Consider the following 21089-nt stretch of genomic DNA (forward strand, 5'->3'; position numbering starts at 1 on the left):
GGCGGTCAGTCAGATGTGCTCGAGCGTGGGCATGCCCCTGGCGACGGGCAGGGGACAGCTAACAGGCAGCGCAAAGGGTCAGTGTAGCCACTTGGCTCACTGATGTCCAGACCAGGTTTCCGGAAACCGGCAACAGGCCCTTCCCTACCGTTGTTCAACCAACACGCTGCGGCTCTCGTACACAGAGCGCGTATCAGTACTGCCCTCTTCGTAGTCGATCCATGCCTCGATCCGTACCTCGGATCTCGGATCGAGCCGGCCGACCTCGCGACGGGACTGAGAATTGCGCGCCGCTGGCCGTTCGTCAAGGCCCCGTGCTCCGAGCGGATCATCTCCGGACCCTGCTTCGGGACAACGAAGATCACCCTACTCCCCAACGAGAGGAGGGCAAGTCAGGCACTGCGGATACGCCAAAGGGCGACCACCCTTACGGGTGATCGCCCTTCGCAGAGGCCGTCAGGCGGCCTCAGAGGTGTTACTTGACCTCGACGCCCGCACCGGCGGCCTTGAGGGCCTCGGCGGCCTTGTCAGCGGCCTCCTTGTTGACCTTCTCGAGGACCGGCTTCGGGGTGCCGTCGACGAGGTCCTTGGCCTCCTTCAGACCCAGGGAGGTCAGCTCGCGCACGACCTTGATGACCTGGATCTTCTTGTCGCCCGCACCGGTGAGGATGACGTCGAACTCGTCCTTCTCCTCCTCGGCCTCGACGACGGCGCCCGGGCCGGCCGGACCGGCAACGGCGACGGCCGCGGCGGCGGTGACGTCGAACTTCTCCTCGAAGGCCTTCACGAACTCGGAGAGCTCGATGAGGGTCATCTCCTCGAACTGGGCGAGGAGGTCGTCCTGAGAGAGCTTCGCCATGATGGGCGATCCTTCCACTAATTCGGCAGGTGCCGATGTGTCTATAGAGGCGGGCGTAACGGCCCGCTACGACCCACGCACTAGGCGGCGTGGATCAATGCGCGAGCCGAATTACTCGGCACCGCCCTGCTCGGCGAGCTTGACCCGAAGCGCCTCCGCGGTGCGGACGAACTTCGACGGGAGCGCCTGGAAGAGCGAGGCAGCCTGGGACTGCTTGCCCTTGAACGCACCGGCCAGCTTGCTGAGCAGAACCTCGCGGGACTCGAGGTCCGCAAGCTTCTTGATGTCGTCGGCGGAGAGAGCCTTACCGTCAAGGACACCGGCCTTGATGATGAGGTTCGGGTTCTCCTTGGCGAAGTCACGCAGGGCCTTCGCCGACTCCACCGGGTCACCGGTGATGAAGGCGACCGCGGTCGGACCAGCGAAGTGCTCGTCCAGCGCGGTGATCCCGGCCTGGTTGGCCGCAATCTTGGTCAGCGTGTTCTTCACCACGGCGTACTGGGCGTTCTCACCGAGGGAGCGACGCAGCGTCTTGAGCTGCGCGACGGTGAGACCCCGGTACTCGGTCAGCACGGCGGCGTTGGAGCTCTGGAACGCGTCCTTGAGCTCGGCCACCGATGCAGCCTTGTTGGGCGTCGGCATGGTGCGTTCGCCTCCTTCCGGGTGATGAGGACCGCTCAGAAGGGGCTTACATACAAAACGCCCCGGCGCAGGCGCCAGGGCGTAGCTCGACCGGAAACGAATTCCCGGGAACATATTCCACAGTCACCTACGCGGGTCGTCCGCAGTAGCGGATCCTTCGGCCACCGCACCCTTCCAGGCACGGCAACGACCAGCGGTCTTTGGCTTCTCCGGAAGAGTACGCGAACCATCCGTTGCAGAGCAAATCCGCCCGTACGGCGGATCCGCTCCACACGTCCTGCCTGGTCAGCCCTGCTGGGTGCCGGAGCCGGCGCCCTCGCGGGAGCGCTTCATCATCTCGGCGAGGTCGACGACCTGGTCGGCCGGCGGGGCCGTGATCTCGACCGGCTTGTTGTAGTCCAGGAACTTGATCGTCGTGTCCATCGGGCCCTTGGTGCCCTCACCGCGGGTGCGGACCTGCTTGGTGCGGCCGGTCTCGTCGATCCACATGTCGACGGCGAGGGACTTGATCCCCTCGCCCTCCAGCTGCTTGAGGCTCTTCTCCCGGCGCTCCCGGGCCTCCGGAGTGGCGGTCGTCGCGATGCCGGCGCGCATCTGCTCGGTCGTGATGGTCCCCGCCACGTGCGTGGTCTTCACGCCGTCGACGTTCTCCTCGCCGACCGTCTTGAGGTCCTTGGCCCCCATCAGCTGGTCGGCCCGGTCCCCCGGGTTCTCGCCGGAGCTGTTCGCGCCGCCCTGGGCGCTCTCCATCTTCTTGGCGGTCGCCGGGTCGAGGGCCTTCATGTCGAACTTCAGCCACGTGCCGTCGGAGCCCAGGTACATGGCCCCGTCAACCATGCGGATCTCGACGGTGCCGGACTCGGCGCCCTGCGAGGTGGCCTTCATCGACATCGCCACGGACGGCTTGAACCGCATGGAGGCCTCGGAGGAGACCTGCTGGCCCGAGGCCGTCCCCGTCAGGGTGTAGCGGACGGAGGTGATCTCCTCGGAGGTCTTCTTGGCCTTCTGCAGGAACGCGGCCGGCGTGGCGTCCGCGGCGCCCCCGGCCGCCTTGGAGGCGGACGGAGAGGCCTGCGCGGACGGCGCGGACGCGGCCTTGCCGCCGTCGGCCTTCTTCCCGTCCTCGCAGGCCGTCGTGGCCCCGCCCACGAGCAGTACGGCGGCCAGCGCGGCGCCTGCGGTCTTCTTGCGGTACGTGAACATGGAGTCCCCACCCCTGATGTGATCGTCGAACTGTCCGACCATATGGCAGATACACGCAAAAGTCGTACGGGTTATCGGCCAGGGGAAACGGAAACGGGCCCCCCGCTCCCGAGGGAGCGAGGGGCCCGTTCAGCCACTCAGGCGAGCCGTGAGGCTCAGACAGCAGCCGGGTCTTCCTCGACGAGGAGGTTCCGGGTGCGGTTGGAGTCCAGCTGGATGCCGGGGCCCATCGTGGTGCTGAGGGCGGCCTTCTTGATGTAGCGGCCCTTGGCGGCGGACGGCTTCAGACGGATGATCTCGTCCAGAGCGGCCGCGTAGTTCTCGACCAGCTGCTCGTCGGTGAAGGAGACCTTGCCGACGATGAAGTGCAGGTTCGAGTGCTTGTCGACGCGGAACTCGATCTTGCCACCCTTGATCTCGGTGACAGCCTTGGCCACGTCCATGGTGACGGTGCCGGTCTTCGGGTTCGGCATGAGACCACGCGGACCGAGCACGCGGCCGAGGCGGCCGACCTTGCCCATGAGGTCCGGGGTCGCCACGACGGCGTCGAACTCGTTGAGGCGGTTGCCCTTGGCGATCTCGTTGATCAGCTCGTCGTCGCCGACGATGTCGGCGCCGGCGGCTTCCGCGGCCGCAGCACGGTCACCGGTCGCGAAGACCAGGACCCGGGCGGTCTTACCGGTGCCGTGCGGGAGGTTCACGGTGCCGCGGACCATCTGGTCGGCCTTGCGCGGGTCGACACCCAGGCGGAAGGCAACCTCGACGGTGGCGTCGAACTTGGTGGCGGAGGTCTCCTTGGCGAGACGGACGGCCTCGAGCGGGGCGTAGAGCTTGTCCCGGTCGACCTTGGCGTCCGCAGCGCGGAGAGTCTTGCTGCGCTTCACTTCTGCTCCTGTGTAAGTGCTTCAGGCATGGAGTCGTGGTGCGGACCAGCGCTTGGCCCTACCACTGGGGAACTGCGAGGGGCTGGATCAGCCCTCGACCGTGATACCCATCGAACGGGCGGTGCCGGCGATGATCTTCTCGGCGGCGTCGATGTCGTTCGCGTTGAGGTCGGGCATCTTGATCGTGGCGATCTCGCGGACCTGGTCACGCGTGAGCTTCGCGACCTTGGTCTTGTGCGGCTCGCCAGAGCCCTTCTCGATGCCGGCGCTCTTCAGGATGAGGCGCGCGGCCGGCGGCGTCTTGGTGATGAAGGTGAAGGAGCGGTCCTCGTAGACCGTGATCTCCACCGGCACGACCATGCCACGCTGCGACTCGGTCGCGGCGTTGTAGGCCTTGCAGAACTCCATGATGTTGACGCCGTGCTGACCGAGCGCGGGGCCGACCGGCGGAGCCGGGTTGGCCGCACCGGCCTTGATCTGGAGCTTGATAAGCCCCGTGACCTTCTTCTTCTTGGGAGGCATTGCTCTTCTCTCCGGGTCCTAGTGAGAGTTTTCAGCCGTCCGTCCGGTCATCCGGATGGAGGCATACCGCACCACGATAACGGGTATGGGCGCGGGGCTAAAAACCGAGCAGGTCAGACCGCCCTTTACGGGCTGGTCTGACCTGTTTCGGAAGCTTTGAATCCGGAAGATCAGTTCTTCTGGATCTGGTCGAAGCTCAGCTCGACCGGGGTCTCGCGGCCGAAGATCTCGACGAGGCCCTTGACCTTCTTCGAGTCCGGGTTGATCTCGTTGATCGTCGCCTGGAGCGTGGCGAACGGGCCGTCGGTGACGGTGACCGAGTCGCCGACCTCGAAGTCCAGGACCTCGATGGTGCGCTTGACGGCGGGCGCGGGCAGGCCGGCCTCTTCCGCGGCCTGCTTGGCGGCCTTCTCCTGCGCCTCGGGGGCGAGCATCTTGACGATCTCGTCGAGGGTCAGCGGGTACGGGTCGTACGCGTTGCCGACGAAGCCGGTGACGCCCGGGGTGTTGCGGACGACGCCCCAGGACTCGTTCGTCAGGTCCATGCGGACGAGCACGTAGCCGGGCAGCTTGTTCTGCCGGACATTCTTGCGCTCGCCGTTCTTGATCTGGACGATCTCTTCCTCGGGCACTTCGGCCTGGTAGATGAACTCCTCGACGTTCAGCGAGACGGCGCGCTGCTCCAGGTTGGCCTTCACGCGCTTCTCGTAGCCCGCGTAGGTGTGGATCACGTACCACTCGCCGGGCAGCAGGCGCAGTTCGTCGCGCAGGGCCTGGATGGGGTCGACGGGCTCGGCGGGCTCGGCCGGGGCGGCCTCCTCGACGGCCTCGGTCTCGACGTCCGCGTCGGCCTCGTCGTCGGCCTCGGCCTCGTCGTCGGCCTCGATGTCGCCCTCGTCCTCGGCGTCTTCGTCGGCGTCCTCGTCAGCCTCGGCGTCGACCTCGTCCTCGACGTGCAGCGCGGCTTCCTCGGCGGCGATGCCGGCCTCGGCGTCGGCGAGCTCGACCTCGTCGGGGTCCACAGCGTCCGCCGCCTCGACGATGTCGAGCTGGTCCTCGACGGACTCGACGGAGTCGTGGCTCGCGTTCAGGTTCGGGTCAGACACGGTGGCTGCTTCTTCCTGGATACAAAAGGTGGTCGAACATGCGAAAAAAGGCGGCACCCATCAAGGCGCCGCCCTCCGCGGGGATCAGCCGAAGACGAACTTGATGGCTTCCTGGAACCCATAGTCAATCACGGTCACCAGACCGATCATGATGACGACGAAGACAATCACCACGGTGGTGTACGTCGAGAGCTGGTTACGGGTGGGCCATACGACCTTGCGGAGTTCCGCGACGATCTGGCGGTAGAACAGCGCGAGGCGGCCCAGGGGGCCCTTCTTTCCGCGCTTGCCGCCCTTGCGGGCCTTCTTCTCGCGAGTGTCGCTGTCGGCGTCAGGCATGTCGATGGAGCCCAGGGCGTCCGTCACGTCTCTCACCTGAATCCGGGTCGTGGCCGTAGCCGCGCCCGGTTGCGCCGCACGGCGTTGCATCGAAGTACGTACCTGCGCACACATCCGAGAAGGAGTGTGAAGCAGGGCCGGAGGGACTCGAACCCCCAACCGCTGGTTTTGGAGACCAGTGCTCTACCAATTGAGCTACGACCCTTTGCTGCGTTCCCCAACCTACCGCATCCGAGCGGGTGCACGGAGTGCTCACGCTCTGGGGCGGCTGTTGAGGACCAACGACAGGTGAGTGTACGTGGTCCGGGCCCTGACGTCGAACAGAAGACATCCGGATCTGCTCCGTCCGGTGATTGAAACGGTGTGCGGGCCTTCTCGGCCGTCTGGGACGATTGGCCCCATGACCTCTGCAACGCCTTCCTCCGAGCGCCGGGTGTCTGCCCGTATCGGCGCCATCTCCGAGTCCGCCACCCTCGCCGTCGACGCCAAGGCCAAGGCCCTCAAGGCCGCCGGGCGCCCGGTGATCGGCTTCGGCGCGGGCGAGCCCGACTTCCCGACGCCGGACTACATCGTCGAGGCGGCGGTCGAGGCCTGCCGCGACCCCAAGTTCCACCGCTACACGCCGGCCGGCGGCCTGCCCGAGCTGAAGAAGGCCATCGCCGCCAAGACCCTGCGCGACTCCGGCTACGAGGTCGACGCCTCCCAGGTCCTGGTGACCAACGGCGGCAAGCAGGCCATCTACGAGGCCTTCGCCGCGATCCTCGACCCGGGCGACGAGGTCATCGTCCCCGCCCCGTACTGGACCACCTACCCGGAGTCGATCCGCCTCGCCGGCGGCGTCCCGGTCGAGGTCGTCGCCGACGAGACCACCGGCTACCGCGTCTCCGTCGAGCAGCTGGAGGCCGCGCGCACCGAGCGCACCAAGGTCGTCCTGTTCGTCTCCCCGTCCAACCCGACCGGCGCGGTCTACAGCGAGGACGACGCGAAGGCGATCGGCGAGTGGGCCGCCGAGCACGGCCTGTGGGTCCTCACGGACGAGATCTACGAGCACCTCGTCTACGGCGACGCGAAGTTCACCTCGCTGCCCGTGCTGGTCCCGGCCCTGCGCGACAAGTGCATCATCGTCAACGGCGTCGCCAAGACGTACGCCATGACGGGCTGGCGCGTGGGCTGGGTCATCGCCCCCCAGGACGTCATCAAGGCCGCGACCAACCTGCAGTCGCACGCCACCTCCAACGTCTCCAACGTGGCCCAGGTCGCCGCGCTGGCCGCCGTCTCGGGCAACCTGGACGCCGTCGCCGAGATGCGCAAGGCCTTCGACCGCCGCCGCCAGACGATGGTGAAGATGCTCAACGAGATCGACGGCGTCTTCTGCCCGACCCCCGAGGGCGCGTTCTACGCGTACCCGTCGGTCAAGGAGCTGCTCGGCAAGGAGATCCGCGGCAAGCGCCCGCAGACCTCCGTCGAGCTGGCCGCGCTGATCCTGGACGAGGCCGAGGTCGCGGTCGTCCCGGGCGAGGCCTTCGGCACCCCGGGCTACCTGCGCCTGTCCTACGCCCTGGGCGACGAGGACCTGGTCGAGGGCGTGTCCCGCATCCAGAAGCTCCTGGCGGAGGCCAAGGCGTAAGCCTCCGGCGGCTGCACGGTACGGAGCGGCGTCACCCCGACAGGGGCGGCGCCGCTCCGGCACGTCCGGCCTGGCCCCGGCCCCGGCCCCGGCCCCGGTGAGACCCCGGCCGTCAGATTCATGTTCGGGCAACGTCCCGTTCAGGTAATCCGCTGCCAATCGGGTGACCGATGCGGCAGGATCACCAGATGGAGCACGTACGCGATCTCACGCTTCTGCCGAAGGCCCACCTCCACCTGCACTTCACGGGCTCGATGCGCCCGTCGACCCTGCTGGAGCTCGCCGACAAGTACGGCGTCCGCCTCCCCGACGCCCTGACCGCCGGGGAGCCGCCCAAGCTGCGCGCCACCGACGAGCGCGGCTGGTTCCGCTTCCAGCGGCTCTACGACGCCGCCCGCAACTGCCTGCGCGAGCCCGAGGACATCCAGCGGCTGGTCCGCGAGGCGGCCGAGGAGGACGTCCGGGACGGCAGCGGCTGGCTGGAGATCCAGGTCGACCCCACCTCGTACGCGCCCCTCCTCGGCGGGATGATCCCGGCCGTCGAGGTGATCCTGGACGCCGTCGACAGCGCCTCCCGCGAGACCGGCCTCGGCATGCGGGTCCTGATCGCCGCGAACCGCATGAAGCACCCCCTGGACGCCCGCACCCTGGCCCGCCTCGCCGTCCGCTACGCCGACCGGGGCATCGTCGGCTTCGGGCTCTCCAACGACGAGCGCCGCGGCATGGCCCGCGACTTCGACCGCGCCTTCGCCATCGCCCGCGAGGGCGGCCTGCTCGCGGCCCCGCACGGCGGCGAGCTGACGGGCCCCTCCTCCGTCCGCGACTGCCTCGACGACCTGCACGCCTCCCGCATCGGGCACGGCGTACGGGCCGCCGAGGACCCCCGGCTGCTGAAGCGGCTCGCGGACCGGCAGATCACCTGCGAGGTCTGCCCGGCCTCCAACGTCGCCCTCGGCGTGTACGAGCGGCCCGAGGACGTGCCGCTGCGGACCCTCTTCGAGGCCGGGGTGCCGATGGCGCTGGGCGCGGACGACCCGCTGCTCTTCGGGTCGCGCCTCGCGGCCCAGTACGAGATCGCGCGCCGCCACCACGCCTTCACGGACGCGGAGCTCGCCGAGCTGGCCCGTCAGTCGGTGCGGGGGTCGGCCGCGCCGGAAGAGGTCAAGGCGAAGCTTCTGGACGGGATCGAGCACTGGCTGGCCGGGTGAGCCGCAGGTCGCCCTCGTGGCAGTCGGCCCGTACCCGGTGACCGTCGGGGAAGCCGATCTCCAGGTGGGTGCGCCCCTGCTCGGGCAGCGCGAACTCGGCGACCGATTCGACGGTCTGGCCGAGGTGGCGCAGGAAGGGGTGCTCGCCGAGGTCCTCGCCGACCTCGATCCGGCCCCACTCCCCCAGGTCGTACGGCTCGTGCGGTTCGGCGCACTCGACGATGAGGCACTGGTCGGACCCCGTGGTGATGCGCGTGCACTCGCCGAGGCTGTCGATCAGCCAGACGTCGAGCGGTGCCTCGGAGCGCTCGCCTTCGCAGATGTGCCAGGACGCGACGACCCGGCGGATCTCGCGCCCCACCAGCCGTGTGGGGTCCGTACCGGCCCCGTGCAGGGGGCAGTGCATGTCAGAGGTCGACGCCGACCGTCACGGGCTCGTTGACGAGGGTGACGCCGAAGGCCGCGTGGACGCCGGCGACGACCTCCCGGGCGAGGGTCAGCAGGTCCTCGGTGGTGGCCTCGCCCCGGTTGGTGAGGGCCAGGGTGTGCTTGGTGGAGATGCGGGCCGGGCCGGTGCCGTAGCCCTTGGTGAAGCCGGCCTTGTCGATCAGCCAGGCCGCGCTGGTCTTCGTACGTCCCTCGCCTGCCGGGTAGGCGGGCGGGGCGGTCTCGGCGCCGAGGCGGTCCTGGACGCGGGCCAGGAAGGCCGCGTAGTCCTCGTCGGTCAGGATCGGGTTGTGGAAGAAGGAGCCGGCCGACCAGGTGTCGTGGTCGGCGGGGTCCAGGACCATGCCCTTGCCGGCGCGCAGGCGCAGTACGGTCTCGCGGGCGAGGGCGGCCGGGACGCGGTCGCCGGCCCCGACGCCGAGGGCGCGGGCCGTCTCGGGGTACTTGATGGGGGCGGAGAGGCCGCCCGCGTCCTCCAGGGCGAAGCGGACGCGGAGGACGACGTAGCGGCCGGGCTGGTCCTTGAAGGTGCTGTTGCGGTACCGGAAGGCGCATTCGGCGGCGGTCAGGGTGACCGTCTCGCCGGTGGTGCGGTCGTAGGCGACGACCTCGGTGATGGTGTCGCAGACTTCCTGGCCGTACGCCCCGACGTTCTGGATCGGGGTGGCGCCGGCCGAGCCGGGGATCCCGGCGAGGCACTCGATGCCGGCGAGACCGGCCTCGACGGTGCGGGCGACGGCGTCGGACCAGTTCTCGCCGGCGGCGAGCTCCAGGGTGGTGCCGTCGAGCGTGAAGCCGGTGGTGGCGATGCGCAGGGCGGTGCCGGCGAAGCCCTGGTCTCCGATGACCAGGTTGCTGCCGCCGCCGATGACCAGGAGCGGGGTACCGCTCTCGTCCGCGGCGCGCACGGTTTCGACCACTTCTGCGTCGGTGGTCGCGGTGACCAGCCGGGCCGCGGGGCCGCCGAGGCGGAAGGTGGTCAGCGGGGCGAGGGGGGCGTCGTGGAGTTCCTGCACGTGGACAAGAGTACGGTCCGTCCCCCTCGCATCCCGGCGGGGCACTCAGTAGCCCTGCTTCTGCTCCGCCAGCCGGCGCTCGGCCTCGTCCCAGGTGATGGGGAGTTCGGAGGCCGGGACGGTCCAGAAGGTGAAGGCCGATTCCTTCATGTAGGCGCCGGCGGCGCGGGAGCTGGAGCGGTGGGGCTCGCTGCGGGCGAAGCGGTAGAGCGCTTCCCGGTCCTCCCAGGCGGAGAGGGTGAGGAAGGTCCGGCGCACGACGCGGGCCCGGAGGGCCGCGCCGTGGGCGCCGGGGGCCTTGCGGATCTGGCTGATGATGCCGGGCGCCTTGAGGAAGAACCTGACGGCGCCGAGGAGAGTGGCGGTCTCGAAGCGGGAAGCCATGACGTAGACCTCGGACCCGGGGGCGGCCTGGGTGGGCGTGAGCCAGGGGATGTCGGGCATGACGGGGTCTCCTTCGCACGGTTCAGGCGGACGACAAGGGGGTTCGGGCCCTTTTGGATCGCACGCATCGTAATGGGCTCATCTTCTCTGCGGGTAGTACATTGCACTCCTTCGTTTTCGGTCGGGGTCGGCCTGGACCGGCGCGGGCTCATCTTCTCTGCGGGTAGTACACGACGCTCCTCGGGTCAGTGGGCCTGGACCGCTCGGCCTGGACCGGTCGGCCTGGATCAGCCGGCCTGGATCAGCCGACGCGGACCGGCGTGGGGGCGGGGGCGGGGGCAGCGGCCGGAGCGGGGACCTCTTCGACCTCTTCCACCGGAGCCTGCTCCTGGTGTCCGGCGGTCTCGACGGCCTTGCCCGGGAGCAGCAGGGCGAGGGCGGAGGCGACGGCCAGGACGGCGGCGCCGATCCACAGGGCGGGGACGGTTCCGTCGGTGAAGGACTGCGGGGTCTCGTAGCCGCCCTGGGCCGAGAAGACGGAGGCCAGGACCGCGACGCCGAGGGCGCCGCCGACCTCGCGCAGGGCGTTGTTGGCGCCGGAGGCCTTGCCCTGGTCGGCGGTGGTCACCGTGGACATCAGCAGGTTGCCGGCGGGGGCGAAGAACAGGGACATGCCGATCCCGCTCAGGACGAGCGCCGGGAGCTGGGCGGCGTACGAGAGGTCCGTGCTCAGGATCATGGCGAACCAGCCGAGGCCGATGGCCTGGAGGGCCAGACCCGCGACGACGACGGGGCGGCCGCCGATCCGGTCGGACAGCACCCCGCCGATCGGGGCGACGATGACCGCCATTCCGGTCCAGGGGAGCATGCGCAGGCCGGCCTCGGCGGGCGAGTAGCCGACGACGCCCTGGAGGAACTGGCTCAGCAGGAAGATCGAGCCGAACATGCCGAGGTACATCATCAGGCTGGCGATGTTGATCCCGAAGAAGCCCCGGTCGCGGAAGAGGCGCATGGGCAGCATGGCGTTGGCGCTGCGGAAGCCGTGGCCCACGAAGCCCGCGATGAGGACGCCGCCGGCGATGAGCGAGGTCAGGACGGTGGCGTTGGTCCAGCCGTGGATGTTGGCGTTGACCAGGCCGTAGACGATGCCGAAGAGGCCGCCGCTGATCAGGACGGTGCCGGGGATGTCGAGGCGGGAGTTCGGGGCCTTGGACTCGGCGAGGCGCAGGCGGGAGAGCGGGATCACGGCGAGGCCGATGGGCACGTTGAGCCAGAAGATCCACTGCCAGGAGATGTGCTCGGTGATGCTGCCCCCGACGAGGGGCCCGGTGGCGACGGCCAGTCCGCTCACGGCTCCGTAGATCCCCAGGGCCACGCCCCGCCGGGCGGCGGGAACGGCCGCGGTGAGCAGGGTGAGGCTGAGCGGCATCATGATCGCCGCGCCGACGCCCTGTACGGCGCGGGCGGCGATGAGCTGGTCGATGCCGGACGACATGGCTCCGGCGGCGGACGCGGCGGTGAAGACGGCGAGGCCGGCGATGAAGAGCCGGCGCCGGCCGAAGCGGTCACCGAGGGCGGAGCCGAACATCAGCAGGACGGCGAAGGTGAGCGTGTAGGCGTTCACCGTCCACTCCAGGTCCTCCAGCCCGCCGCCGAGGTCGGCTCGGATGGCGGGGAGGGCGGTGGTGACGACGAGGTTGTCGAGGGCGGCCATGAAGCTGGCGGCGCCCGTGAGGACTAGGGCCCAGATCGCGGGCCTGCTGAGCTTCGTCTCGGCTGGCTGGTTCACGGTTCCCCCCTAGGGGTTGTTAGTTATTACTGACTAACTTTCGCGGGCAAAAAAAGACGGCGGAGCCGTCAGGGGCGGGGGTCAGCACTCGGGACTCGCCGAGGGGAACCCCTCCCAGACGCGATGGCTGGGCGCGAAGCCCATCGCGGTGAGGGTGTTGATGAGCATTCCGTAGGCCATGAAGGTGGTCGTCTCGACGGCGTCCCCGCCGAGCGGGGCCATCACGGTGTCCCAGAGCTCCAGCCAGCCGGCACGCACCAGCCGGCCGAACTCCAGGTCCCCGGCCGCCTCGGCGGACGCCACGGTGACGTACATCTGCAGCTGCATCTGGACGACCTGCGGGTCGTCGGCGATGTGCTTGTTGTAGGCGGCGGACATGGCGTGCAGGGCGTCCTCGCCCCCGAGCCCGTCGGCCGCCTGCGCGAACACCTCCCGGGTCCGCTCCATGCAGCGGGCCGCCGCCGCGAGGAAGATGGCCTGCTTGCTGGGGAACAGCCGGAAGAGGTAGGGCTGCGAAACCCCGACCCGCTTGGCGATCGCCTCGGTGGAGGTCCCGTAGTAGCCGCCGCAGGCGAACTCCACGATCGCCGCGCGAATGACGCTCTCGCGCCGCTCGTCCGCACTCATCCTTGCCATGGCAGTAAGTTAGTACTCAATCACTAACTACGTCAAGCGGGGTGGGGCGGGACCGGGTGGGGTGGGAGCGATCCCCCCGGACCCTCCCTGCTCCCGCCCGAGGAGATCCCGCCCCCCAACCCCCGATCAGGGAGCCAGCTGCACCACGGCGCGGGACATGCCCAGGACCTTCTGGCCGGCGCTGAGTGCCGTCAGGTCGACCCGTACGCGGTTGTCGTCCAGCTTGGCGGCGACCTTCGCGGTGACCTCGATCAGCGCGCCCTGGTCGTCGTTCGGGACCACGACCGGCTTGGTGAAGCGGACGCCGTACTCGACGACCGCGCCCGGGTCGCCCGCCCAGTCGGTCACGACGCGGATCGCCTCGGCCATGGTGAACATGCCGTGGGCGATCACGTCCGGCAGTCCGACCTCCTTGGCGAACTTCTCGTTCCAGTGGATCGGGTTGAAGTCACCCGAGGCACCGGCGTAGCGGACGAGCGTGGCGCGGGTCACGGGGAAGGACGCCGCCGGGAGCTCGGTGCCGACCTCGACGTCGGCGTAGTGGATCTGCGCGGTCACCTCAGGCCTCCTCGGGGGCGCGGGACACGAGCTTGGTCCACGCGGTCACCACGTGCTCGCCGGACTCGTCGTGGACTTCACCGCGGATGTCGATGATGTCGTTGCCGGCGAGCGACTTCACGGCCTCGATGGTGGAGGTCACGGTGAGCCGGTCACCCGCCCGCACGGGGCGGACGTACGCGAACTTCTGGTCGCCGTGCACGACGCGGCTGTAGTCCAGGCCCAGCTGCGGGTCCTCGATGACCTGGCCGGCGGCCGCGAAGGTGATGGCGAACACGAAAGTCGGCGGGGCGATCACGTCCTGGTGACCAAACGCCTTGGCGGCTTCGGGATCGGTGTAGACGGGATTCTCGTCACCCACCGCGACCGCGAATTCGCGGATCTTCTCCCGGCCGACCTCGTACGGCTCGGTGGGCGGGTAGGTCCGCCCCACGAAGGTCTGATCGAGGGCCATGGCTCACTGCCTCCTGTTGCAGGGACACGTTTGGACACGTTGCACGGACATGGTGAAGGGGCGCGCTCGAACTCCGCACGAATCGAGTGCTCCGGCCGCACCCGGGGCGGCGTACCGCACACCCGATCAAGATCTGGTGCGGAAACGACACGAGGCCGCCCCCATTGAAGGGGACGACCTCATGACGGTGCCTATATTGGAGACTTCGCCAGTGACTAGCGGGTCTCGCGGTGCGCGGTGTGCGAGTTGCAGCGCGGGCAGTGCTTCTTCATCTCCATGCGGTCCGGGTTGTTACGCCGGTTCTTCTTGGTGATGTAGTTCCGCTCCTTGCACTCCACGCAGGCCAGCGTGATCTTCGGGCGGACGTCGGTGGCAGCCACGTGAGTGCTCCTTGACGGATTGGGACGGATGAACGCATAAAAGAGTAGCCGATCGGGAGACCGACCCCGCAATCGGCTACTGGGTGTAGCGGCGACCGGACTTGAACCGGTGACACAGCGATTATGAGCCGCTTGCTCTACCGACTGAGCTACGCCGCTTTGATGAGATCCGTTCCCCACCCGAGGGTGGGGAACCTCTCTCACCAGAGCCCCAATGCGGAATCGAACCGCAGACCTTCTCCTTACCATGGAGACGCTCTACCGACTGAGCTATTGGGGCGAGCGAGGAAGACATTACACGGTTGCCAGCCGATCGCCCAAATCCTTTGGGGCGACTGGGCTCCGAAGCGCTCGCCCGGCCATTCCACGGGCCTCTCGGGCCTCACCCGACCCGGAAAACGGCCCGTTTGTGCCCGGGGTCACACTCGGCTCCCCCGGCGGTCCCCCGGCAGGCCCTCCCGCCACGTTCCCCGGGGGCGCAGGACCCCACCGGGGTCCACCAGGACCACACCGGGACCACACCGGTACGACTATTGCGCTCCTCCGCGAACCCGGGACCCCCGCGCCCTAGGCTCGGAGCACGCTGCGTGATCTTGGGCCGCCGGCTGTGGCCACGGCACAGGAACCGCCCGAGCCACCGCAGGAGCGCGATGTCCGACAGCCAGCCGCAGCAGCCCTCCCCGTCCCCTTCCCCGCGCAATCCCGTCGGCGGACCCGCCGCCGAGGCGACGGGGCTCCTGCTCACCGGGGCCCGGCTCACCGACGGCCGGACCGTCGACGTCCGGCTCAGCGGCGGCCGCATCCAGGCCGTGGGCACCGCGGGCAGCCTGCCCGCCCCCGCCCTGTCGCGGGTCGACCTGCGGGGCTACCTGCTCCTGCCCGCCCCCGCCGAGCCGCACGCCCACGGGGACACCGCGCTGACCGCCGACGGCGAGGGGCCGGTCTCGTACGCCCCCGACGAGGTGCAGCGCCGCGCCACCGAGGCGGCCCTGCTCCAGCTCGGCCACGGCGCCACCGCGGTGCGCTCCCACGTCCGGATCGGCGACGTGCACGGGCTGGGGCCCATGGAGGCCGTCCTCCAGGCCCGCCGCTCCCTGCGCGGGCTGGCGGACCTGACGACGGTGGCGGTGCCCCGGCTGCTGACCGGGGTGGCCGGCGCGGACGGGCTCGCGATGCTGCGCGACGCCGTGAAGATGGGCGCCTCGGTGATCGGCGGCTGTCCGGACCTCGACCCCGACCCGACGGGCTTCCTGGAGGCGGTCCTGGAGCTGGCCGCGGAGCACGGCTGCCCGGTGGACCTGCACACCGACGGTGACGACCCGGGCCGGCTGGCCCGGCTGGCGGCCATGGCCGGGGGGCTTCGGCCCGGGGTGACCGTCGGCCCGTGCGGCGGCCTGTCCCGGCTCCCGCTGGACTCGGCCACCCGCGCGGCCGACCGGCTCGCCGCCGCCGGGGTGCGCGTCACCTGTCTGCCGCAGGGCGACTGCGCGGCCCTGGAGCGCCGCGGGCTGCGCACGGCCCCCGTACGCCTGCTGCGCTCGGCCGGGGTCCGGGTCGCGGCCGGCAGCGGGGCGCTGCGGGACGCCGGGAACCCGGTGGGCCGGGGCGACCCGCTCGAAGCGGCGTACCTGCTGGCCTCGCAGGGCGGTCTGCGCGCGGGCGAGGCCTACGAGGCGGTCAGTGCCGCCGCCCGGGAGGCGATGGGGCTGCCGGAGGTGCGGGTGGAGGCCGGCTTCCCGGCGGAGCTGCTGGCCGTGCGCGGGGACCGGATCGCCGGGGTGCTGTCGCTGGCGTACAGCCGCATCGTGATCCACCGGGGGCGGGTGGTAGCCCGTACGAGTGCCGTGCGGGAGTACTGCGACTCGGCGGTCGCGGTGGCCCTGGACCTGCCCCGGCAGGGCCGTACGGAGCCGGGACCGTAGTGCGTCGCGGGGTGTTCGCGGGCGGGGGCGGGCGGGCCGTCGTACGGTCGGGGCATGCGCATCGTCATCGCGGGTGGACACGGTCGGATCGCGCTGCGGCTGGAGCGCCTGCTCGCCGCGCGCGGGTACGAGGTCGCGGGCATCATCCGTGATCCGGAGCAGGGCGGCGACCTGCGGGAGGCGGGTGCCGAACCGGTGCTGTGCGACCTGGAGTCTGCTTCGGTCGAGCACGTCGCGGGGATCCTGCAGGGCGCGGACGTGGCGGTGTTCGCCGCCGGTGCCGGTCCCGGCAGCGGGGCGGCGCGCAAGGACACCGTGGACCGGGCTGCGGCGGTGCTGTTCGCCGACGCCGCCGAACGGGCGCGGGTGCGCCGCTTCCTGATGGTCTCCACGATGGGTGCCGACCCGCGGCACGGGGGCGAGGAGGTCTTCGACGTGTACCTGCGGGCGAAGGGTGACGCCGACGCCCATCTGCGGACCCGGCTCGGGCTGGAGTGGACGGTGCTGCGGCCGGGTCAGCTGACGGACGAGGCCGGTACGGGGCTGGTCCGGCTGGAGGCGGACACGGGCCGGGGGCTCGTGCCGCGCGACGACGTGGCGGCGGTGCTGGCGGAGCTGGTCGAGACTCCGGCGACGGCGGGGCTGACGCTGGAGCTCGTCTCGGGCTCGGCGCCGGTCTCGGTGGCCGTGAAGGACGTGGCGGGCAACTGACGCGGGGTGCGGTGGGCGGTGGGTCGTGGGCGGTGTGCCGTGGGGTCGAGCGGCTGTCAGAAACCGGCCTGCACCTCGTCGTCGACGCGCCGGACGGCGTGCTGCAGGAACTGTTTCTCGTACTGCCGGCGGATCCGTTCGACGCGGGTGCCGCGCTCGTCGGCCTCGGTACGGGGGTAGAGCAGCACGACCTCGTAGCCGGGCTCGCGGATGACGGCGCCGTCGTCGCCGCGCCACTGGCCGTACGCGTCGCGGAGGGTGAGCCCTTCGGGGAAGGCGGGGGTGACCTCGCGGTCGAGGAACCGGGTGAACTCCCCTTTCGCGACGGGTTCCCGGCCGTCGGGGCGCTGTGCGGCGAAGTGCAGGCGGGTCTCCCGGTAGGGCTCTCCCGTGTTGCCGTGCAGCGCGGCTCCGACCAGGGCGGGGATGCCGGCGCCGAGCAGGGCGAGCAGTACGCCGCCTCCGGCTTTGCCGCGTTTGTCCGAAGTCCATGTCATGCCCCGTGAAACGACCGGCCGACCGCTTCGGTGCGTGGCGGGGGGCCGATAGGGTCACCCCGAAATCGGCCGCAGGGGGCGGCCGTACGGGGGTTCCGGGGTGGGGCATGGGCGACGGCGAGTGGCGCGTCAGCGCGGCGGAGGGCGGTCGGCTCGCGGCGCGGTGGTGGCGGTGGGCCCTGTCCGCGCCGGACGAGGAGAGCCCGGTGGGGGACGCGACGGGCGCGTACGCCGGGTGGCGTCAGCCCCGGGACGTGTGGTTCCTGGCGGGGACCTACGGCGGCCGGGTGGTGCGCCGGTGCAGCATCCCGTCGGGCCGGCCGCTGTTCTTCCCGGTGCTGAACACCAAGCGGGCGGCGGTGCCGTTCCTGACCCGGCCGTGGCGGCTGGAGGTGGCCCGGGCTTCGGCGGCCCTGAACAGCTCTCCGCTGGAGCCCCGCGAGTTCTCCTCGAAGCCCTTCCCGCTGAGGGGGCTGCCGCAGGTGGCCTGGGGGCTGTGGTGCGCCCTCGAACCCCTCCCGCCGGGCCAGTTCGTCCTGGAGGTGGAGGCGGCGGCGGCGAACGGCTTCTGGATCGACACGACCTACCACCTGACGGTCACCGCGCCCCGGCTCTGAGCGGGGGTATGCGAAGAAACCCCCGTCCACTGCGTTTCCGCAGATGAACGGGGGTTCCACTCGCGTGGCGGCGCCAGGATTCGAACCTGGGTAGGCTAAGCCGACGGATTTACAGTCCGCTCCCATTGGCCACTCGGGCACACCGCCATGGGATGTCGCTTCGGTTCCTCCGCCTTTCGGCGTTGTTCCCTGGCAACGACGTAAACGATACCCGATGCTCGGGGGTGGTTCGCCACCGGATTGATCAGCGCCGCACGTGGGCGTGGTGGCTAGGCTTTGCGGAGCGGTCCGGGGATGTCCGGCCGCGGCCCTGCGGGGCCCATCACAGCCGACTTCAAGGAGCCACAGCACATGGCCGACTCCAGTTTCGACATCGTCTCGAAGGTCGAGCGGCAGGAGGTCGACAACGCCCTCAACCAGACCGCCAAGGAACTCTCGCAGCGCTTCGACTTCAAGGGCACCAACGCGACCATCGCCTGGTCCGGCGACAAGATCCTCATGGAGGCGGTCTCCGAGGAGCGCGTCAAGGCCGTCCTCGACGTGTTCGAGACCAAGCTGGTCAAGCGCGGGATCTCGCTGAAGGCGCTGGACGCCGGCGAGCCGCAGCTGTCCGGCAAGGAGTACAAGATCTTCGCGTCGATCGAGGAGGGCATCTCCCAGGAGAACGCCAAGAAGGTCGCGAAGATCATCCGCGACGAGGGCCCCAAGGGCGTCAAGGCCCAGGTCCAGGGCGACGAGCTGCGCGTCAGCTCCAAGAGCCGCGACGACCTCCAGGCCATCCAGGCCCTCCTCAAGGGCAAGGACCTGGACTTCGCGATCCAGTTCGTGAACTACCGCTAGAAAACCGGTCTGACCTGCTGAAACGCTAGTCCCCGGCCCGGGAGGGCACGTCGGCGACGCAATGCCGAAAACGGCTTCGATCGCTGCCCTCGTCGTGTCCTCCCCGCCCGGCCACAGCCACGTGCAGATGTTCAGCGCGATCGACGGCTTCGCGCGGTCAAGGCGCTTCTGCACCGCCTTGACGCCCCCCGTGCTTGATCGGCACCAGGACGCAGAAGTACCGAAGGCCGTCCCCCCTCGCACCGACCGGCCGACCGGCCACGACGCTCCCCACTCTTGAAACGCGCCCTCGCGCTGCTCCCGGAGCCTCGTCCCCGACCCGCCGGGCACTTCTCCGGGTGAGCCCGCCCCGCCGCGTCCCCGAAACCGCCGCCCCTCCCCCGGCCGCGGCTGCCCGAAAGGGCAGGGGGTTTACCCGGGACGCTCTATTCACGCCCTTGCCGAGCTGGTCAAATTACTCAGGAACGACCGGTCGGCCATCATGACCGACAAATCGAGGTCGAACTCTGCAGAACGCCACCGTTGCGCCTACCAGTCCGGAGTGCCATGAGTCGTACGTTTCCTCTCACCGAGGGGCAGTACAACCATTGGTCTGCCCTGCAGAACAATGCGGGCCGGAATCCGGTATACATCCAGCAGCGCATCTCCGGCGAGCTCGACGTCTCTCGTTTCATCACCGCCCTGAAAGGCTGCGTGACGGATCACGAGGCGCTTCGCCTGGGCGTCGCCACGGGGTTCGACGGTGAAGCGGTGCAATGGGTCAGGGAAGTCCCCGAGGGGAAGGACCTGATTGACTGTCGGCAGGTGGCGAGCAAGGACGAGGAGCAGTTCGGCCGCTATGCGCGGAACCTGCTCATGGCGGACTTGTGGAAAGACTGGCAGCTGGCGGAGGAGCTTCCGTTCCGATTCCATCTGCTCAGGCACTCCGAGTCGGTTCACGCGTTCCTCGCCACCTTCTCCCACCTGGTGATCGACGGTACGGGCCGCACCTTGTTCGTCAACGACCTGTGGCGGCGCTACCGGGAGCTGGAAGCCGGGAGCGAGCCGGTCATGGGCGTGCCCGTCGGTTTCGAATCCGTCGTCCGGGAACGCCTGAGGGCGGCCCGGGAGCGTTCGGATCCGTCCCGTGACGGCTTCTGGGAGTCGCGGGCGGCCGCTGCGCCGCCCACGTTCCAGGCGATCGGGCGGGTGGGTCCGGATGATGGCGGTCAGTCCTGTGTGCTCAAGAGGCTGAACTGGCGGGAAGCCGGCCTGACGGCCCTCCGTGATCGCTCACGGGCGGCCGGGGTGACGGAGTTCCAATGGATCCTGGCCGCGTTCGCGGCCGCCCTCTTCGAGTTCACCGAGCAGGACCTGCTGAAATTCAGCATCCCGGTGGACACCCGCCGGTGGGCCGAGCGCGGCGTTGTCGGGATGTTCATGCTGCCACTGCCCGTGGTCCTGGAACGCCCGGCCGAGCCGGGCGACCTGGTGCGCCAGGTCAAACGGGAACTGCTGGCCGTGGTCGCGCACCGGGGCCTGTCCGTCGAGGCGTTCACCGGGATCCGCCGGATCTCCCGTGAGCGCTGGGGCGCCCACCGGGCTTGCGGGATCTCGGTCAACCATCTCGGCGGCCGGCAGCTCGAAGAGGACGTGCAGACGCCTTCGGTGGTGGTGCAGACCGGGCCGTACTGGCCTGAGTTCGCCCACGAAACCGATGGCGTGAGCCTGCAGGTGCGCTGCGATCGGGACGAGACGGCCCTGCGCCTGGTATTCCTTGAATCGATATTCCCGGAAGCTGTTTCCGAAGAGTTTCTTGAAATTCTTCGGAAGCGGATATACGATGTGAATGTCTTCCAGTCGAAAGAAGACAGGGAAAGGCATTCGACATCCCGCAAGGACGGCCACAAAAGGGAATTCCTGAAGAATTCCCTGGGCCGGTCAGCGGTCGCCGTCGATGTCGCCGAAATCGCTGCCGGGCTGGCTGGTCTGCTCGGAACTGCGACGGCCGGCGTCGAGGTCGAGGTCGAGGATCATCCTGACGGCGGAACGGCATTGCGCGCGACCGTGTGCGCGGCCGTCGGCACCGATATCGATGATTTGCATGCCAGGCTGCGTGCAGCCGAACCGGATACGCCGGACCACGTCATCCCAGGGGATGTAGTGGTGGTCCGCGGTCCCCTTTAGACGTCCGTCGGCCGATTGCCGTCCCGATCCCCGGGTCGGGACGTGTCGAAAGCCGACGGCGACACCACAAGAATCAAGTGAGGGGAGGAGGTGTTTTTCCATGGAGAAGATTGAGTTCACCAACGTCGACATCTGCGAGCTGTCGGACGCTGACCTCGACGACATCGTCGGTGGCCTGCTCGCGGTTCCCGCCCGCGGCAAGATCTGATCTCGGCCCTGCCGGATCAACGGGGAGGCGCCCTGAGGGGCGGACAACTCCCCGAGATCGAGTGGGAGCCAGTC

General features: G+C 69.5%; 23 protein-coding genes and 4 tRNA genes. 7 read left to right on the top strand and 20 right to left on the bottom strand.

The window, feature by feature from the left end; translation table 11 throughout:
• Window positions 1-475: 475 nt before the first annotated feature.
• The 8 genes from rplL to ACQKM2_RS11195 form a co-directional block, all read right to left on the bottom strand.
• Entirely contained in the window at window positions 476-859 is a 384-nt protein-coding gene (gene rplL, locus ACQKM2_RS11160) for a 50S ribosomal protein L7/L12 (RefSeq protein WP_329197480.1), read from the bottom strand.
• A gap of 111 nt (window positions 860-970) precedes the next feature.
• Window positions 971-1501: a 50S ribosomal protein L10 gene (gene rplJ, locus ACQKM2_RS11165; RefSeq protein ID WP_329380783.1), complete on the bottom strand. Its 531-nt coding sequence runs from the start codon at window positions 1499-1501 to the stop codon at window positions 971-973.
• Between the two features lie 285 nt (window positions 1502-1786).
• The gene (locus ACQKM2_RS11170) at window positions 1787-2704 is read right to left on the bottom strand and encodes an LppX_LprAFG lipoprotein (RefSeq protein ID WP_427708484.1); all 918 of its coding nucleotides are present in this window, start codon (window positions 2702-2704) and stop codon (window positions 1787-1789) included.
• Between the two features lie 155 nt (window positions 2705-2859).
• A complete protein-coding gene (gene rplA / locus ACQKM2_RS11175) occupies window positions 2860-3588 on the bottom strand; it encodes a 50S ribosomal protein L1 (RefSeq protein ID WP_427708485.1) in 729 nt (242 codons plus the stop codon).
• 87 nt (window positions 3589-3675) lie between these two features.
• Window positions 3676-4110 (bottom strand): 50S ribosomal protein L11, encoded by a 435-nt coding sequence (gene rplK / locus ACQKM2_RS11180; protein WP_007265885.1) that lies wholly within the window; start codon window positions 4108-4110, stop codon window positions 3676-3678.
• Between the two features lie 170 nt (window positions 4111-4280).
• The gene (nusG, locus tag ACQKM2_RS11185) at window positions 4281-5216 is read right to left on the bottom strand and encodes a transcription termination/antitermination protein NusG (RefSeq protein ID WP_427708486.1); all 936 of its coding nucleotides are present in this window, start codon (window positions 5214-5216) and stop codon (window positions 4281-4283) included.
• An 84-nt stretch (window positions 5217-5300) separates the two neighbouring features.
• Window positions 5301-5582 (bottom strand): preprotein translocase subunit SecE, encoded by a 282-nt coding sequence (secE, locus tag ACQKM2_RS11190; RefSeq protein WP_042801552.1) that lies wholly within the window; start codon window positions 5580-5582, stop codon window positions 5301-5303.
• Window positions 5583-5687: 105 nt separating this feature from the next.
• Window positions 5688-5760: transfer RNA gene (locus ACQKM2_RS11195), tRNA-Trp, on the bottom strand.
• Between the two features lie 195 nt (window positions 5761-5955).
• Here ACQKM2_RS11195 and ACQKM2_RS11200 point away from each other — a divergent pair.
• The gene (locus tag ACQKM2_RS11200) at window positions 5956-7182 is read left to right on the top strand and encodes a pyridoxal phosphate-dependent aminotransferase (RefSeq protein ID WP_427708487.1); all 1227 of its coding nucleotides are present in this window, start codon (window positions 5956-5958) and stop codon (window positions 7180-7182) included.
• 188 nt (window positions 7183-7370) lie between these two features.
• A complete protein-coding gene (locus ACQKM2_RS11205; RefSeq protein ID WP_427708488.1) occupies window positions 7371-8390 on the top strand; it encodes an adenosine deaminase in 1020 nt (339 codons plus the stop codon).
• On the opposite strand, the gene ACQKM2_RS11210 is transcribed toward ACQKM2_RS11205, so the two are convergent.
• From ACQKM2_RS11210 to ACQKM2_RS11255, 10 genes are all read right to left on the bottom strand, one after another.
• On the bottom strand, window positions 8344-8796 hold the full coding sequence (locus ACQKM2_RS11210) for a hypothetical protein (RefSeq protein WP_427708489.1): 453 nt from the start codon (window positions 8794-8796) through the stop codon (window positions 8344-8346). The two genes, ACQKM2_RS11205 and ACQKM2_RS11210, sit on opposite strands and share 47 nt — an antisense overlap.
• A gap of 1 nt (window position 8797) precedes the next feature.
• A complete protein-coding gene (locus ACQKM2_RS11215; protein WP_427708490.1) occupies window positions 8798-9898 on the bottom strand; it encodes a UDP-N-acetylmuramate dehydrogenase in 1101 nt (366 codons plus the stop codon).
• Window positions 9899-10297, bottom strand: coding sequence for a DUF3291 domain-containing protein (locus ACQKM2_RS11220; RefSeq protein WP_427708491.1), 399 nt, complete (start codon window positions 10295-10297; stop codon window positions 9899-9901).
• A 241-nt stretch (window positions 10298-10538) separates the two neighbouring features.
• Window positions 10539-12026, bottom strand: coding sequence for a DHA2 family efflux MFS transporter permease subunit (locus tag ACQKM2_RS11225; RefSeq protein ID WP_427708492.1), 1488 nt, complete (start codon window positions 12024-12026; stop codon window positions 10539-10541).
• A gap of 81 nt (window positions 12027-12107) precedes the next feature.
• A complete protein-coding gene (locus ACQKM2_RS11230) occupies window positions 12108-12662 on the bottom strand; it encodes a TetR/AcrR family transcriptional regulator (RefSeq protein ID WP_427708493.1) in 555 nt (184 codons plus the stop codon).
• Between the two features lie 126 nt (window positions 12663-12788).
• Window positions 12789-13220 (bottom strand): MaoC family dehydratase, encoded by a 432-nt coding sequence (locus ACQKM2_RS11235; RefSeq protein WP_427708494.1) that lies wholly within the window; start codon window positions 13218-13220, stop codon window positions 12789-12791.
• Window position 13221: 1 nt separating this feature from the next.
• On the bottom strand, window positions 13222-13674 hold the full coding sequence (locus tag ACQKM2_RS11240; RefSeq protein ID WP_007265874.1) for a MaoC family dehydratase N-terminal domain-containing protein: 453 nt from the start codon (window positions 13672-13674) through the stop codon (window positions 13222-13224).
• A 215-nt stretch (window positions 13675-13889) separates the two neighbouring features.
• Window positions 13890-14054 (bottom strand): 50S ribosomal protein L33, encoded by a 165-nt coding sequence (gene rpmG / locus ACQKM2_RS11245; protein ID WP_007265873.1) that lies wholly within the window; start codon window positions 14052-14054, stop codon window positions 13890-13892.
• 86 nt (window positions 14055-14140) lie between these two features.
• A tRNA-Met gene (locus ACQKM2_RS11250) sits at window positions 14141-14213 on the bottom strand.
• Window positions 14214-14261: 48 nt separating this feature from the next.
• Window positions 14262-14334: transfer RNA gene (locus tag ACQKM2_RS11255), tRNA-Thr, on the bottom strand.
• A gap of 370 nt (window positions 14335-14704) precedes the next feature.
• Here ACQKM2_RS11255 and ACQKM2_RS11260 point away from each other — a divergent pair.
• Together ACQKM2_RS11260 and ACQKM2_RS11265 are read left to right on the top strand one after the other, a co-directional pair.
• Window positions 14705-15976 (top strand): amidohydrolase family protein, encoded by a 1272-nt coding sequence (locus ACQKM2_RS11260; RefSeq protein ID WP_427708495.1) that lies wholly within the window; start codon window positions 14705-14707, stop codon window positions 15974-15976.
• A gap of 54 nt (window positions 15977-16030) precedes the next feature.
• A complete protein-coding gene (locus tag ACQKM2_RS11265) occupies window positions 16031-16687 on the top strand; it encodes an SDR family oxidoreductase (protein WP_427708496.1) in 657 nt (218 codons plus the stop codon).
• Between the two features lie 56 nt (window positions 16688-16743).
• Here the strand turns inward: ACQKM2_RS11265 and ACQKM2_RS11270 are convergent, their stop codons facing one another.
• The gene (locus tag ACQKM2_RS11270) at window positions 16744-17184 is read right to left on the bottom strand and encodes a DUF3574 domain-containing protein (protein WP_427708497.1); all 441 of its coding nucleotides are present in this window, start codon (window positions 17182-17184) and stop codon (window positions 16744-16746) included.
• Window positions 17185-17291: 107 nt separating this feature from the next.
• On the opposite strand from ACQKM2_RS11270, the gene ACQKM2_RS11275 reads away from it, so the two are divergent.
• On the top strand, window positions 17292-17801 hold the full coding sequence (locus tag ACQKM2_RS11275) for a hypothetical protein (protein WP_427708498.1): 510 nt from the start codon (window positions 17292-17294) through the stop codon (window positions 17799-17801).
• A gap of 65 nt (window positions 17802-17866) precedes the next feature.
• Here the strand turns inward: ACQKM2_RS11275 and ACQKM2_RS11280 are convergent.
• Window positions 17867-17948: transfer RNA gene (locus tag ACQKM2_RS11280), tRNA-Tyr, on the bottom strand.
• 204 nt (window positions 17949-18152) lie between these two features.
• Here ACQKM2_RS11280 and ACQKM2_RS11285 point away from each other — a divergent pair.
• Window positions 18153-18641, top strand: coding sequence for a YajQ family cyclic di-GMP-binding protein (locus tag ACQKM2_RS11285; protein ID WP_427708499.1), 489 nt, complete (start codon window positions 18153-18155; stop codon window positions 18639-18641).
• A gap of 546 nt (window positions 18642-19187) precedes the next feature.
• Window positions 19188-20807, top strand: a complete 1620-nt coding sequence (locus tag ACQKM2_RS11290; RefSeq protein ID WP_427708500.1) for a condensation domain-containing protein — start codon at window positions 19188-19190, stop codon at window positions 20805-20807.
• Window positions 20808-21089 lie beyond the last annotated feature (282 nt).

This window comes from Streptomyces sp. NPDC004126 (assembly GCF_050275515.1).
Classification (GTDB): Bacteria; Actinomycetota; Actinomycetes; order Streptomycetales; family Streptomycetaceae; genus Streptomyces.